This window comes from Gelidibacter mesophilus DSM 14095 (assembly GCF_000423005.1).
Lineage (GTDB): Bacteria > Bacteroidota > Bacteroidia > Flavobacteriales > Flavobacteriaceae > Gelidibacter > Gelidibacter mesophilus.
In genome coordinates, this window is record NZ_AUHD01000015.1 from 26,277 (window position 1) to 41,108 (window position 14,832).

Consider the following 14,832-nt stretch of genomic DNA (forward strand, 5'->3'; position numbering starts at 1 on the left):
CTTTTTTAAAATGAACTCCATTTTCTTCGTCCTATTCCTGTGCGTGAATTTTCAAGTGAATGCACAAAATTCAATTGAAGATCTTCTAAAACAATATAACACCCACGAAATTCCATACATCTCGGTACACGAATTGGCCATGCCAAAAATCCAAGCCATAATCCTTGATGCTCGAGAACTTGAAGAGTATAACATAAGCCATATCGAAAATGCGGTTTTAGTGGGCTATAAAAATTTCAATCTTGAACAAACAACAAAGCATCTCACAGACAAAAAAAAGACCATAGTTGTGTATTGCTCCCTAGGTATTCGCTCAGAAAACATTGCCAAAAAGTTAAAAAAAGTCGGTTATACCAACGTGTATAATTTATATGGCGGTATTTTTGAATGGAAGAATAAAGATTTTAAAGTAATGGACTCTGAAGGGCATGAAACGGAAAACATCCATGCCTTTTCCGAAACTTGGAGCAAATGGCTATTAAAAGGCCAGAAAGTTTATCAATAAAAACAGTTGACAACAGGCAATCATGGTCACACAGTTAACGAAAAGAAGTAATGAAATGCGAAGTATTGATAAAAGACTTTTCGGATGAAGGTATTATCTATGCTACAGATTGATCGCTAAATTCATTTTCAACTCTATTTCTCTTCCTTTTCGCTCATTTTTTCCGAACTTTGCACGCAAGCCCACAGATCATAAAATTTCGGGCCTGCCCGCACGCAATGAGGCGGGAACTTAAACCCTTAAATCTCGAACTTTCCAGCATGGCCTTACTTTCCAAAAAAGAGACGGATGGCGACAACGACATGGCCACTGATTTCCATTTCCCCACCTCCAAAAAAGCACTGATCATCTTCACCCGCAATCCTGAATTAGGAAAATGCAAAACCCGTTTGGCAAAAACGATTGGTGATGAAAACGCATTGGAGGTCTATAAATTTCTTTTAAATCACACCGCTTCTATTGCAAAAGAGGTCAAAGCTGATCGCTATCTTTTCTATTCTGAAAAAATAATTAGAGAAGATCTTTGGGAGCCTGGTGTTTTCAGAAAAAAATTGCAAAAAGGTGACGATTTGGGCCAACGGATGCAAAATGCATTCGCCGAATTATTTGAAATGGGCTATGAAAAAATCGCCATTATCGGTAGTGATCTTTTAGACCTGAATGCCGAATTAGTGAACGATGCTTTTACTAATCTTGATTTCAACGATGTGGTCATCGGTCCAGCAATGGATGGTGGCTACTACCTATTAGGCATGAAAAACCTATATCACCAACCATTTGAAAATAAAGATTGGGGCACTTCTAATGTTCTAAACGACACCTTGAAAGATTTCCAGAACACCAAGCTCCATTTATTAAAAGAGTTGAATGATATCGATACCTTTGAAGACATGCAACATTATGAACAGTTAAAAAAATATCACAAAATAAAATGATAAAATTCATCACTGAAACCACAGAATATCTACAAAATAAAGGTTTTGACAACCCAGAAATAGGCATCATCCTCGGCACTGGATTGGGCCAATTGATTAATGATGTTGACATCCTTCATGAAGTCAGTTATAACCGCATTCCTAATTTTCCAACCGCAACGGTAGAGTTTCATAAAGGCAAACTCATTTACGGTATTTTAGAAGACAAAAAAGTGATCATTATGCAAGGGCGTTTCCATATTTATGAAGGCTACTCGCTTCAAGATGTCACCTACCCTGTTCGTGTGATGGAGAAATTGGGCATCCATACGCTTTTGGTTTCTAACGCATCAGGCGCCATCAACCTCAATTTCAAAAAAGGAGAATTGATGCTGATTGATGATCACATTAATTTACAAGGCAGTTCGCCATTGGCCTTTAAAGGTGTCGAACATTTGGGCGAACGTTTTACGGACATGAGTGCACCCTATAATTCGGACATAAATTCAAAATTCCTAGCCATCGCAAAAAACAAAAATATAATGCTTCATAAAGGTGTTTACGCTTCTGTTGTTGGTCCGCAGTTGGAAACAAGATCTGAATATCGCATGCTAAAAATACTTGGTGCTGATGCCGTTGGGATGAGCACGGTACCTGAGGTTATTGTTGCCAATCATTTGAATTTAAAAGCTGCAGCAGTGTCCGTTTTGACGGATGAATGCGATCCAGACAATTTAAAACCTGTCGATATTTCAGAAATTATTGCCATGGCGGAAAAAGCGGAACCTAATATGATTGTTTTGTTTAGGGAATTGATAAAATCATTATAGCCGTTTTTGGGCGTTACCCTTCCCGATCCATCGGGAGGGTCAGGCTTTAGGCTATATCTTTTGCAATAAGTAAAAGGATGCCGCCTCAATCCTTAACGCAACCCCGTTAATAGGTAAAGATCTTGGACATTAAAATTACAACTAGCAAAATGGGCTGTTACTGAATAGTACTTACATTTAAATTCAATTCAACAACGTGACAGTATTCCAAGCAGAAATTTCAATCTAGGCGAGCTGATCTTTATAATTTAAGGCAGCGCCCAATGCGTAAGCAATTATTAAAAATACGACTATATAATATATTTTAAAGGGTTTACTTTTTAGACGAAAGTTGTTTTTAACGTTTAAATTATGAGATTCCTGCCTGCGCAGGAATTTAGTTATGGAAAAATACATCGACATCATTTTAAAATCCTATTCCGGATACTGGAATTATCTCAAGTATGAGCTAATGGATGTTTATCATTGGGACAACTATTTTTACGGATTAATTGGGATTTCCTTAGCCGTTTGGTTATTGGAAATTATGTTTCCATGGCGAAAAAATCAATCTATTTTCAGAAAGGACTTTTGGTTGGACACTTTTTATATGTTCTTCAATTTTTTCTTGTTGAATTTAATTGTTCTCATTGCCTTATCAAATACGGCCGCAGAATTTTTTAATGATATCCTCGGTCTTGCAGGTTGGCATGTAGACAGTTTACAAGTGTTTAGTGTGAGTGAACTACCAAAATGGTTAGGCTTGCTCATCTTCTTTTTAATCATTGACTTTGTGCAGTGGACCACTCATATTTTATTGCACCGCGTACCTTGGCTTTGGAATTTCCATAAAGTGCATCATAGCGTGAAAGAAATGGGGTTTGCCGCACACTTGCGCTACCATTGGATGGAGCCTGTGGTCTATAATTCGTTATTATATATCCCTGTGGCCATCATTGGCGGCTTTAATGTTCAGGATGTTTCCATTGTGTACTTTTTTTCCATTGTAATTGGGCATTTAAACCATGCCAATTTAGGTTGGGATTACGGTCCGTTTAAATACATTTTCAACAATCCAAAGATGCATATTTGGCATCATGTCAAAGAATTGCCTGAACATAAAAAGTACGGCATGAACTACGGACTGACACTCAGCATCTGGGATTATATTTTTAACACCCATCATTTGCCACATGATGGCAGAGATATTGAACTTGGATTTCACGACGAAGACGATTTTCCAAAAACATTTGTCCAACAGACTATTTACCCCTTAAAAACTAAAAAATGATTTTTTTCGTAGATACTGTAGAGCACCAAAAATCAACATCATGACAACGCTTACAAAATTTACATTTCTGGCGATAATGGCCATCACTTTGAACAGCTGCAATCTCATGGCAGCAGCAGGAATTGGTAGCAGCGGCCAACCTACAAAAAAAGTTGGCGAGCAATTAACGTCTTCCTCTGAAAATTCCGTTGTCAATATAGATCATAGTGCCTGGGATAAAATGCTAAAGAAATATGTTAATGATGCTGGCTTTGTAGATTATAAAGGTTTTACATCAGAACAAGCCCATCTTCAAGGGTATTTGACCATGCTTTCTAAAATGGAACCAAATGAAGATTGGAGCGTTCAAGAACTATTGGCCTATTATATCAATTTATACAATGCTGCAACGGTGGAATTGATTTTAGAAAATTATCCCATAAAAAGCATCAAGGACATTAAAGGTGCCTGGTCGAAAGATTTTGTTAAAATTGGAGATAAAGAAATATCCCTCGGAGCCATAGAACATGGTGTTTTGCGAAAAATGAATGAACCTAGAATTCATTTTGCCATTAATTGTGCGTCCTATTCCTGTCCCAAATTGATGAATGAAGCTTTCACCGCCTCAAAAATCAATGAACAATTAGATAAAGCAACTAAAGAATTTATCAACGGTGATAAAAATGAGATTTCTGCCAACCATCCGAAACTGTCTAAAATCTTCGATTTTTATACTGGCGATTTCAAAGTTGATGGCAAAAAGGATGTGATTGCCTATATCAATCAATACAGTAAAATCAAAATTAATCCGAATTCGCGATATACTTTTAAAGCGTATGATTGGAATTTGAACGCGCAGTAAAAGAGGATGTCAAATTCCTTTCACCTTGTTGGTACATTGGTTTCAAAAAGATGCACAAAAAAAAGCGGATTTTTACGAAGGTTCAACCAAACTAATTAAGCAATTGCTCTTAATTTCTCGCTATAAAACGATATGATCAGCATTGTAATTCCTATCCTCAACGAAGCCAACAACATCATTAAGTTGATCCAACATTTATTGGACACTTCAACTGCCGATCATGTTGTTGAGATTATCATTGTGGATGGCGGAAGTACGGATGGCTCTCAAGAAATGGTTGAGACTTTTATTTTAAATCGAACCGCGGCAAAACCTCAACCTAACTTTTCAAAGAAACTTAAAACGACAGAAGTCTTATTTCTAAATTCAGAAAAAGGTCGTGCTAAACAAATGAATGCTGGTGCAAAAATCGTCAAAGGCAACCTTCTTTATTTTCTACACGCTGATTCATTTCCTCCCAAATATTTTGATCAGTACATAGTTAGGGAGGTAGAAAAAGGAAATGCCGCTGGTTGCTTTCGCATGCAATTTGACAGTACACATTGGTGGCTGCAATTAGCTGGTTGGCTGACCCAATTCCAATGGCGCGCCTGTAGAGGTGGCGATCAAAGCCAGTTTATTACGAAAAAGTTATTTGAGGACATTGGCGGTTTTGATGAAAACTATATCATTTACGAAGATAATATGTTGATCAACGAACTCTTCGCCAGAAAACAATTTGTCGTGATCAATAAAAAACTAAAAACCTCAGCACGATTATATCAGAAACATGGGATTTGGAAAGTCCAATACCACTTTTGGATCATCTATATCAAAAAATGGGTGGGATCAGATTGTCGTGCATTACATCATTATTATAAAAAGCATCTGGGTTAAAACAAGCTATTTCCCCAATATTTGATTTAAAGAACGTTCGTTTCTTCCTTTTTCATTTGGATACAATTCCATGAGATTATCACTTTGGAAAAATTCCTTTGAATTAATGTCCATTGCGGTCAATTTCCCATAAAACGCGGCACCAGTATCTACATTCCAAACATTAATGGCCTGCATGGGCAATTCGGAATTGAAATTAAGGGTTGGCGTATGTCCAATATAGATCTCATGGTAATGTCTGAGACGTTCAGGAAACCACTCAGAGTTTTCATCCACCTTTTTATCAAGGAACAAAGCGCGTTCCCACAAGGTTCGATCAAAATAAAAAGTGCTATCGAGATTTTCATGTTCCACACCTCGCTTGGACGTAAATCCCGCATGCACAAATAAACGGTTCATCTCATCCAAATGATATAACTTCATCTGCTCAAAAAATTTTAAATGTGCTTTTTTTTCCTCATTGGAAATACCTCCATAACTTTCAATGGCACCTTGGCCTCCATGATCTAACCAAATTTTATCAGGTTTACCGGTTTTCAACCATTTCTCACACCACACATCATGATTTCCCTTTATAAAAACACAGTCCTTCAGTTGCATCAACACCCTCAAATATTGGATAACTTGTGCTGATTCGCTCCACCCATCCACATAATCTCCCATAAAAATCAACCGGTCGCCATTAGTGACTTTTGCCCGATCCATTAATTGTTTCAGACCTTTTAATCCGCCGTGTATATCTCCTATAACCAATGTTCTCATAATGCATATTTCTTATAAAACGTTCGGATAACCTTTTCCGCAGGTTTATTCTGAGGTGTAAATCGGTTATCGTCCTTGCCACCTGCGGCGTCATGTCTATGAAACCATTTCCATACAAATCCGCCAGCAAACCATTCCTCATGCCAAAATTCTTCAAATAATGCTTGGGTCAAAACGGACTGTGCTTCAAGATTGACCTGCTTATCCACCCGATCAACCGTCCACGGTGCTCTACCCGCAAAATCAATACTTCGATACCCAAATTCAGTAAATAAAATGGGTTTATTGTGTTTGACAGCATAGGCTTTAATTCCAGATTTGTGTTTTTGCCACCCTTCTTTCGCATCCTCCAAAGTTGGTGACTGTTTTGAATCCACTGGAAAATAGGCATCAATTCCAATGAAATCGAGCGCATCCCAAAATGGCGTGCGTTCATATTCATTCCAATTGGCTGCGTAGGTCAATTTGCCTTTGTATATTTCACGAATCTCCACAATCAAGAGCTTCCAATAGGTAGGTCTTTCACCAATAAAATTCTCCAGTTCTGTGCCAATACAAAAGATTTCAACTTTTGCTTCTTGAGCAACTTTTGCATAGGTAAGTATAAAATCGGAATAAGAGTTTTCTAAAATCTTCCAATCGTCTTCATGGTCCATTTTAATAAAACCCGTAAACTCTCCGCGCCAGACCCAAATTTGTGGTTTCAACATGACCTTGACATGGTTTTTATGTAAGATTTCGACGTATTGCTTCACCCCTTTTTCGGTTTCACCAAACCATTGTCTATCGGTATTAAAGGTAATTTCCGGATGCGCCAGCTCCTTAATAAACCCAAAAGGCATCACCGAGGCATAATTAGCACCGAGATTGACGACGGGATCAATATGTTTCTGATCAATGCTATCTCTTGAAGCAACATAACTGACGCCATTTATTTTTTCTGGTTTCTCAATGGTTGCACTACATGACAGCATGCAACAAAGGGATACAAAACATAAAAACCGAAAAATCATTCTCATACCATTTAATTATTCCTAAATTTAAACAAACTGAAATTAAAATATTAAGTTTTACAAAAAACCTACGACAAACCACTTCTAAGGGCTCAAAATGGAACATATCGTTATCATCGGAAATGGTATTGCTGGCGTTACTGCGGCAAGACATATTCGAAAACTATCCAATCATAAAATCACCATAATTTCTTCTGAAACCGAATATTTTTTCTCACGCACTGCCCTCATGTATATTTATATGGGCCATATGAAATATGAGCACACCAAACCTTATGAGGACTGGTTTTGGAAAAAAAACAGGATCGATCTAAAATTCGGATATGTCAAAAATATTGAAACAGATCATAAGACCTTGTTTTTTGAAGATGGCGACACGCTGCAATATGATAAACTAATAATTTCTACAGGTAGTAAATCCAATAAATTTAGCTGGAAAGGTCAAGATTTAGAAGGCGTTTTAGGATTGTACAGCAAACAGGATGTCGATCAATTAGAAGTATTAGCCCCCAATAAAGAGGTTTGCAAGCACGCAGTGATTGTTGGTGGTGGTTTGATTGGGATTGAATTGGCTGAAATGTTGCACACCCGAAAAATTCCGGTTACTTTTTTGGTACGTGAAACCCACTTTTGGGACAACATGTTGCCAGCAGGAGATGCGGCCATGATTTCTCGACATATTAGGAGCCATGGAATTGATTTGCGTTTAAATGCAAATCTTAAAGAAATTCAATCGGATGAGCACGGACGCGTGAATGCCGTTGTGGTTGAAGAAACTGGTGATATTATCACATGTAATTTGGTCGGATTGACACCTGGCGTTTCCCCAAATATTGATATGGTCAAAACAACGGCTATCGAAGTGGACAAAGGTGTTTTGGTCAATCGGTTTTTGGAAACCAATATAGAGAACGTTTATGCTATTGGCGATTGCGCTCAACAACGCGAACCCATTGGCCAGAGAAAAGCCATTGAGGCGGTTTGGTACACCGGTAGAATGATGGGTGAAACTGTTGCTCAGACCATTTGTGGCAATAAAATGAAATATAATCCTGGACACTGGTTCAATTCTGCTAAGTTTTTTGATATCGAATATCAAACCTATGGTTGGGTTTTTTCAAAGCCAGCAGAAGGCAATGCACATTTTCATTGGAAACATGAAGATGACAACAAATGCATTACCATAGAATATGAGAAGGATTCCAATCAGTTTTTAGGCATTAACACCTTTGGTATCCGAATGAAGCATGAGGTTTTTGACCGATGGTTGACCGAAAAACGTTCAGCAGATTATGTGATGGAACATTTGAAAGAAGCCAATTTCGATCCTGAATTTTATAAAACTTTTGAACCAGAGATTTTGAACAGCTATTCTGAACAATTTAAAATGGCCTAATCATCAGACCTCACAGGTTTTGGAAACCTGTGAGGTCTCTGCACAACTTAAATGAAAAATGAACGACGAACCACTCATAGAAGGCAATTACTATCATATCTATAATTGTGGAAACAATAAAGAGAATATTTTTCTTGAAGAAAGAAATTATGAATATTTTTTAATTTTATTAAAGAAACACGTTCTACCATGTTCAGATATTTTAAGTTTTTGTTTGATGCAAAACCATTTCCATTTATTAGTTTATATAAAAGAAAATCTTGAATCAAAGGTAATTTCACAATGCTATTCAAATTTATTTAATGCTTACGCTAAAGCTATTAACAAGACTTATAATCGAACTGGAAGTTTATTTAGAGATAGATTTTCAAGAATTAAAATTACCAATGAAGGTTATTTAAGGTCTTTAATTATTTACATAAATACAAATCCGTCACATCATCAATTTGTCGATGATTTTAAAACCTATAAATATTCTTCCTATAAATCGACCATGTCAAGACAACCTACTTTATTGAATAGGGATTTTGTGCTTAATTTATTTGATAATAGGGAAAATTTTCAATTTGCACACAACACCAAACAATTAAGAATCAAAGAAGAATTACTTTTAGAATGATAAGAATAAGACCTCACAGGTTTTGGAAACCTGTGAGGTCTGATAAATAAAAAATCAATCATGAGCAATAAATCAAACCCCAGCATGTCTCTTGCCAAACCCGATTCGCAAGCACTTTCCAAAACACAAAAAATTGGAACTGCCATTGGCGTAATTGGGCTTTTCATCATGATATTGGCTTTTTTCAATGTCGATTTCCCTAATAAAACCTTGTTTCTATCCTTATCGTTAGGCATGATCACTGTGGGGACCATCATATTTTCCAACAACGCCTATTTAACAAAACAAGCCGGGATTAAAAATGATGGCGTGTGGTTTAAATCCATTGCATCAAGAGGGTTGTGGGGATGGATATTGGGCATTGTACTTACGCTTTTTTATATCGTTCTTTATTTTAAAGCCGAATGGCTCGGATTGGCTGCCAAAGGTGAAGCAAACAGCGGATTGGTTGCGTTATTTGATCCTTTAAGCCGTTTGTTGAATGGCGGACCAGCGAGCCAATGGTTCGTTTATGGAACACTCTATACGGTTGCTATTTTGGTTTTTGGCTATAAATTCATGTTGAAATACCGCGGCAATAGATATGAGCAGTTAAGAACCGTATCTGTGATGTTCTTTCAATTGGCATTCGCTTTTTTGATTCCCGAGTTTATGGCACGATTGAATTCAGAAACCTTTAGCCTTCCCTATTATGATTTAAAGAATATTTGGCCACTTAACTATTATAATTTCGATAAATACCGTGTGGATTCGATGATTGAAGCAGGAGATATCGGATTGGCATTTCTAATTTTTGGTGTTGTTTCGATATTCGTTATCACACCAATTTTGACTTACAAATATGGGAAACGGTGGTACTGCTCATGGGTTTGTGGTTGTGGCGGACTTGCAGAAACTGCAGGAGATCCTTTCAGACATTTGAGTGACAAAACACAAGTAGCTTGGAAAATAGAACGTTGGGTAGTGCACAGTGTTGTTGTTTTTGTAACCCTAATGACTACCGCGGTGATTTATTCCTATTTAGGTAACGACTCTAGTAAATATTGGTTAACAAAAGATGTTTTTCTACTTGGCGTAGCCAGTTTACTAACAATCGTATTGGCATTGGTCATGATTTTCAAACGCAAAGAATTGGCAAAGGATGCACAATATGGCGCGATTGGTTATTTCGTCATCATCATGGTTCTCATTGGCATGCATTATTTTAGCGGGACCAAAGATGTCTTTTTAATAAAGGCGTATACACTTCAATCCTCATACGGGTTTTTAATCGGTGCGATTTTCTCAGGTGTGATAGGCGTCGGCTTTTATCCTATTTTCGGGAATCGGGTGTGGTGCCGTTTTGGTTGTCCAATGGCTGCTGTTTTAGGATTCCAACAGCGTCTATTTTCGAAATTTAGAATTACCACTAACGGCGGCCAATGTATTTCTTGTGGCAATTGTTCTACCTATTGTGAAATGGGAATTGATGTACGTGCCTATGCTCAAAAAGGTGAAAACATCGTCCGAAGCAGTTGTGTAGGTTGTGGTATCTGTGCGGCGGTTTGCCCTAGAGGCGTTCTGAAATTAGAAAATGATTCTATGAACGGACGGATTAACAGCAATGAAATTCTTTTGGGGAATGATGTGGATTTAATGGATTTGTTGAATCAGAAATAGTGTTCAGTCAGCAGCCCGCCCCTACCGATAAGGAACGTTCGGGGCGGGTCTTAAGTCTTCCTGCCTCCGCAAAAACCACGGACGGGCAGGCAGTCATCAGTTAGCAAATCACTTAGTAAAACTTAGATAAATGCTCTGTGTTACTCTGTGAAAAACTATGCGTTACTATGTGAAACCTTTGTCAAGCCCGCGTAACCAATTACAGAAAACTATTCTTACTTTTGCGCCAACTTTAAAATTTCAAATGCCCAATATCAAAGTCATTATTCCCGCATATAACGAAGCAGATTCCATTGCGCTTGTCATCAATGAAATTCCCTCAATTGTTAATGAAGTAATTGTTGTCAATAATAATTCCACCGACAAAACCGCTGAAGTTGCCCAAAATGCTGGGGCTACCGTTTTATTAGAATCGCAAATGGGTTATGGCTATGCTTGTCTAAAAGGCATGGACTATATTTCAAAGTTATCTGAAAAACCGGAAATCATTGTTTTTATGGATGGGGATTATAGTGATTATCCCGAAGAACTGATCCAAATAGTCGCTCCAATACTTGAAGATAACATCGATTTTGTTGTGGGTTCAAGAGTGAAACGTTTACAGGAAAAAGGGTCCATGACCCCGCAACAGCATTTTGGAAACTGGTTGGCTACTTTTTTAATGCGCATCATGTTTGGCGCAAAATTTACCGATCTTGGTCCATTTCGGGCCATTAAATATAAAAAACTCCTCGACCTGAAGATGCAGGACAAAACTTATGGCTGGACCGTTGAAATGCAATTAAAAGCGCTAAAACAAAAATTAACCTATGTAGAAGTTCCTGTAAAATATAAAAAAAGAATTGGGGTCTCTAAAGTATCAGGAACCATAAAAGGTACTATCTTTGCGGGCGTTAAAATCCTAGGTTGGATTTTTAAATATAGTTTTAAAAAATGATTCTAGAATACTTAATAATAGTTGTTTACACCATTGCTCTCGTACTTATTCTTCTATATGCGCTGGCACAACTAAATCTATTAATTAATTATTTAGCCGCTAAAAAGAAAGTAGACAAATCTGTAGTTTTTGATTTTTCAAAGCCAGAAGAAATCCCTTTTGTAACCATTCAGCTTCCTGTCTATAATGAAATGTATGTGATGGAACGGCTGTTGGACAATATTGCTTTATTAGACTATCCAAAGGATAAATTGGAAATTCAAGTCCTTGACGATTCTACGGATGAAACCGTTATTACTACCGCCGAACATGTTGCGAAATTAAAAGCAACAGGTTTAGATATCCAACATATCAGAAGAACGGACCGCAGCGGGTATAAAGCAGGTGCCTTAAAAGAAGGTTTAAAGATTGCTAAAGGTGAGTTTATTGCCATTTTTGATGCCGATTTTCTACCACAACCAAATTGGTTAAATCAGACCATCCCGTATTTTAAAGATGACGAAATTGGCGTGGTGCAAACCCGTTGGGGCCATATCAATAGAAATTATTCCATCCTAACAAAAATTCAAGCGTTTGCTTTAGATGCACATTTCACCTTAGAGCAAGTAGGCAGAAACAGCAAAGGCCATTTTATGAATTTCAACGGTACCGCTGGAGTTTGGCGTAAAACATGTATTATCGATGCCGGAAACTGGGAAGGAGATACCCTTACAGAGGATTTGGATTTAAGTTACAGAGCACAACTTAAAAACTGGAAATTCAAATATTTGGAAGACGTGGAAACTCCTGCCGAATTACCTGTGGTAATCAGTGCGGCACGTTCGCAACAATTCCGATGGAACAAAGGTGGCGCTGAGAATTTCAGAAAGATGATGTGGCGTGTTCTAAAATCCAAGAATATTTCGTTAAAAACCAAACTTCATGGTTTGTTGCACCTCTTGAACAGTACCATGTTTTTAAACGTATTTTTGGTGGCTGTTTTGAGTATTCCAATGCTCTATATTAAAAACGAATATGCACATTTAAGGTTCTATTTTTACTTTATGAGCTTTTTCGTCATGAGCACGATCATCTTTTTTGTTTGTTATTGGTTAATGTACAAAGAGATTTATGGCAATGGGTTCAAGAACTTTTTTAATTATGTCTTCTTGTTTTTTACGTTTTTCTCCATTGCGATGGGCTTTTCCCTTCACAACTCCATTGCGGTTATTGAAGGCCATATAGGAAAGCGCAGTGAGTTTATCAGAACGCCAAAATTCAACATCAGCACTTTAAAAGACACATGGAAAGGCAATAAGTATTTGCGCAAGAAAGTATCCATGAACGTCATTTTTGAAGGTGCCTTGATGCTCTATTTCGGATTTGGATTATACAGTGCCTTTGTTGTTGGCGACCAAGGTGGCGATTTTGGATTGTTCCCTTTCCATCTCATGCTTTTTGTAGGATTTGGCTTTGTGTTCTTTAAATCATTGACCTCTAAAGTATAGCCTATAGTTATTTGGGCGTTCCCTTTCGGCAAACTTACACTATAGATATTCATCCTAATCACAGCTAGCCTCAGGTCGCGCTATCCACTATATCTTTTTACACCTGTGGCTTCCTTATCGGTCAGCCACTTGCGCAAAAAGGATGCCGTTGCTATCGCTAACGCAAATAAGTCCAACAACAAAATTTTGGCCAAGCATTAATATTAAGCCTTAAAAACAACTTATCTTGCAACGTCAACTAATTCCAATTCTTCCTAAATGAAGACGGACTTTTTATAGCGATTAATGTTCCATCCAACAGTTCTAAAAACAAATAAAGCACCTGTTTTTTTTGCACTTGCAAGTGCTCTACTTTATGCGGTATTCGCGTATGATCTGGTAAGAACGGATGTTTTCAAACTCCTCGTATTATATACCTTTCTCTTTGTTTTATTCTACCAACTGGTAAAAAAACATTCAGGCAATTTTAAACTGTTGGCGTTTTTTGCAATTATTTTGAGAGTGGTTTTTCTATTTGCAACCCCTAACCTCTCACAAGATTTCTACCGCTTTATTTGGGACGGACGCATGATATTAGAAGGTTTCAATCCGTATCTTTTTACTCCAGAATCATTTATTAATAACGTTCAGTTTCCTGTCGCACAAGCCCAAGAACTCTATCAAGGCATGGGCGAACTTAATGGAAGCCACTTTACAAATTACCCGCCAGTAAAGCAATTTATTTTTATGATTGCTGCACTTTTCTCAGGGAAAAGCATTCTGGGCTCTGCCATCGTTTTTAGAATGTTTATCATCGCTGCAGATATAGGAACGCTCTATATTGGCAAAAAGCTTTTAGAACGCTTAAAGCTGCCGGTCCACACTATATTTTGGTACATTCTCAATCCTTTTATCATCATTGAATTGACGGGAAGCTTGCATTTCGAAGGAATTATGATTTTCTTTCTGTTACTGAGCTTATATCTATTACATCAGGGAAAATGGAAAATTGCGGCACTGATCTTTGCATTATCGGTTTCTGTCAAATTGATTCCATTATTATTTTTACCGCTCTTTTTTCGATATTTCACCAAGAAGGATAACCCATTAAACCTCAAGGATGAACTAAATGATAAGTCTTACTCAACACCACTCAACCTCACAAAACTGATAGGTTTTTATAGCATCATTGGTATCACAGTTCTGATTTTATTCCTTCCATTTTATTCTTCAGAATTTGTACATAATTATTCAGAAACAGTGGGACTTTGGTTCAGCACTTTCGAATTTAATGCAAGCCTTTATTATGTGGCAAGAGAAGTTGGCTATAGATTGACAGGTTATAATGAAATTGCTATAATTGGCAAATTCATTCCAATGTTCACAGTTTTAGCTGTTTTAATGTTAACCTTCCTCAGAAAAAATAACACTACAAAACAGCTCATCATAAGCATGCTTTTTGCAGCAAGCATCTATTATTTTATTTCAACCACTATTCATCCTTGGTATCTGGCAACACTTTTAATCTTGTCCGTATTTACCAACTACAAATTTCCTTTGGTATGGTCGTTCATGATTGTTTTGAGTTATTTGGCCTATACCAACACCCAGAACACAGAAAACCTTTGGACCATTGGTTTGGAGTATTTGGTGGTATATGCCGTCTTTATTTGGGAAGTATTCATAAAAAAAGACCTTATCAAAGCAGAGAATCCTCATAAAGTCTATTAATAAGAAGAAAGCG

At 37.3% G+C, this 14,832-nt stretch carries 14 protein-coding genes; 12 read left to right on the top strand and 2 right to left on the bottom strand.

What is annotated here, in order from left to right:
- The first annotated feature begins 10 nt into the window (after positions 1-10).
- The 6 genes from G525_RS0115305 to G525_RS0115335 all read left to right on the top strand — a co-directional run bounded on the left by G525_RS0115305 (position 11) and on the right by G525_RS0115335 (position 5,236).
- Entirely contained in the window at positions 11-505 is a 495-nt protein-coding gene (locus G525_RS0115305) for a rhodanese-like domain-containing protein (protein ID WP_027126939.1), read from the top strand.
- Positions 506-765: 260 nt separating this feature from the next.
- Complete coding sequence (locus G525_RS0115310; RefSeq protein ID WP_027126940.1) at positions 766-1,440, top strand: TIGR04282 family arsenosugar biosynthesis glycosyltransferase; 675 nt, start codon at positions 766-768, stop codon at positions 1,438-1,440.
- Positions 1,437-2,249: a purine-nucleoside phosphorylase gene (locus G525_RS0115315; protein WP_027126941.1), complete on the top strand. Its 813-nt coding sequence runs from the start codon at positions 1,437-1,439 to the stop codon at positions 2,247-2,249. The genes G525_RS0115310 and G525_RS0115315 overlap by 4 nt, the downstream gene beginning before the upstream one ends.
- 382 nt (positions 2,250-2,631) lie before the next feature.
- Complete coding sequence (locus G525_RS0115320; RefSeq protein ID WP_027126942.1) at positions 2,632-3,519, top strand: sterol desaturase family protein; 888 nt, start codon at positions 2,632-2,634, stop codon at positions 3,517-3,519.
- Between the two features lie 40 nt (positions 3,520-3,559).
- Complete coding sequence (locus G525_RS0115325) at positions 3,560-4,360, top strand: DUF547 domain-containing protein (protein ID WP_027126943.1); 801 nt, start codon at positions 3,560-3,562, stop codon at positions 4,358-4,360.
- Between the two features lie 132 nt (positions 4,361-4,492).
- On the top strand, positions 4,493-5,236 hold the full coding sequence (locus G525_RS0115335) for a TIGR04283 family arsenosugar biosynthesis glycosyltransferase (RefSeq protein ID WP_027126944.1): 744 nt from the start codon (positions 4,493-4,495) through the stop codon (positions 5,234-5,236).
- Positions 5,237-5,242: 6 nt separating this feature from the next.
- On the opposite strand, the gene G525_RS0115340 is transcribed toward G525_RS0115335, so the two are convergent.
- On the bottom strand, positions 5,243-5,998 hold the full coding sequence (locus tag G525_RS0115340) for a metallophosphoesterase (protein ID WP_211222941.1): 756 nt from the start codon (positions 5,996-5,998) through the stop codon (positions 5,243-5,245).
- Positions 5,995-7,011: a glycoside hydrolase family 113 gene (locus G525_RS0115345; RefSeq protein ID WP_245577807.1), complete on the bottom strand. Its 1,017-nt coding sequence runs from the start codon at positions 7,009-7,011 to the stop codon at positions 5,995-5,997. The genes G525_RS0115340 and G525_RS0115345 overlap by 4 nt, the downstream gene beginning before the upstream one ends.
- Positions 7,012-7,108: 97 nt before the next feature.
- Here G525_RS0115345 and G525_RS0115350 point away from each other — a divergent pair, with 97 nt between their 5' ends.
- The 6 genes from G525_RS0115350 (at position 7,109) to G525_RS0115380 (ending at position 14,819) form a co-directional block, all read left to right on the top strand.
- Complete coding sequence (locus G525_RS0115350; protein WP_027126947.1) at positions 7,109-8,407, top strand: NAD(P)/FAD-dependent oxidoreductase; 1,299 nt, start codon at positions 7,109-7,111, stop codon at positions 8,405-8,407.
- A 58-nt stretch (positions 8,408-8,465) separates the two neighbouring features.
- Positions 8,466-9,026 carry a transposase gene (locus G525_RS0115355; protein WP_027126948.1) on the top strand — a complete coding sequence of 187 codons (561 nt, stop codon included), beginning with the start codon at positions 8,466-8,468 and terminating at the stop codon, positions 9,024-9,026.
- A gap of 60 nt (positions 9,027-9,086) precedes the next feature.
- The gene (locus G525_RS0115360) at positions 9,087-10,685 is read left to right on the top strand and encodes a 4Fe-4S binding protein (protein WP_027126949.1); all 1,599 of its coding nucleotides are present in this window, start codon (positions 9,087-9,089) and stop codon (positions 10,683-10,685) included.
- A gap of 244 nt (positions 10,686-10,929) precedes the next feature.
- Positions 10,930-11,622: a glycosyltransferase family 2 protein gene (locus G525_RS0115365; RefSeq protein ID WP_027126950.1), complete on the top strand. Its 693-nt coding sequence runs from the start codon at positions 10,930-10,932 to the stop codon at positions 11,620-11,622.
- Positions 11,619-13,109, top strand: coding sequence for a cellulose synthase family protein (locus G525_RS0115370; protein WP_027126951.1), 1,491 nt, complete (start codon positions 11,619-11,621; stop codon positions 13,107-13,109). The genes G525_RS0115365 and G525_RS0115370 overlap by 4 nt, the downstream gene beginning before the upstream one ends.
- 285 nt (positions 13,110-13,394) lie before the next feature.
- Positions 13,395-14,819 (top strand): MptA/MptB family glycosyltransferase, encoded by a 1,425-nt coding sequence (locus tag G525_RS0115380; RefSeq protein ID WP_027126952.1) that lies wholly within the window; start codon positions 13,395-13,397, stop codon positions 14,817-14,819.
- Positions 14,820-14,832 lie beyond the last annotated feature (13 nt).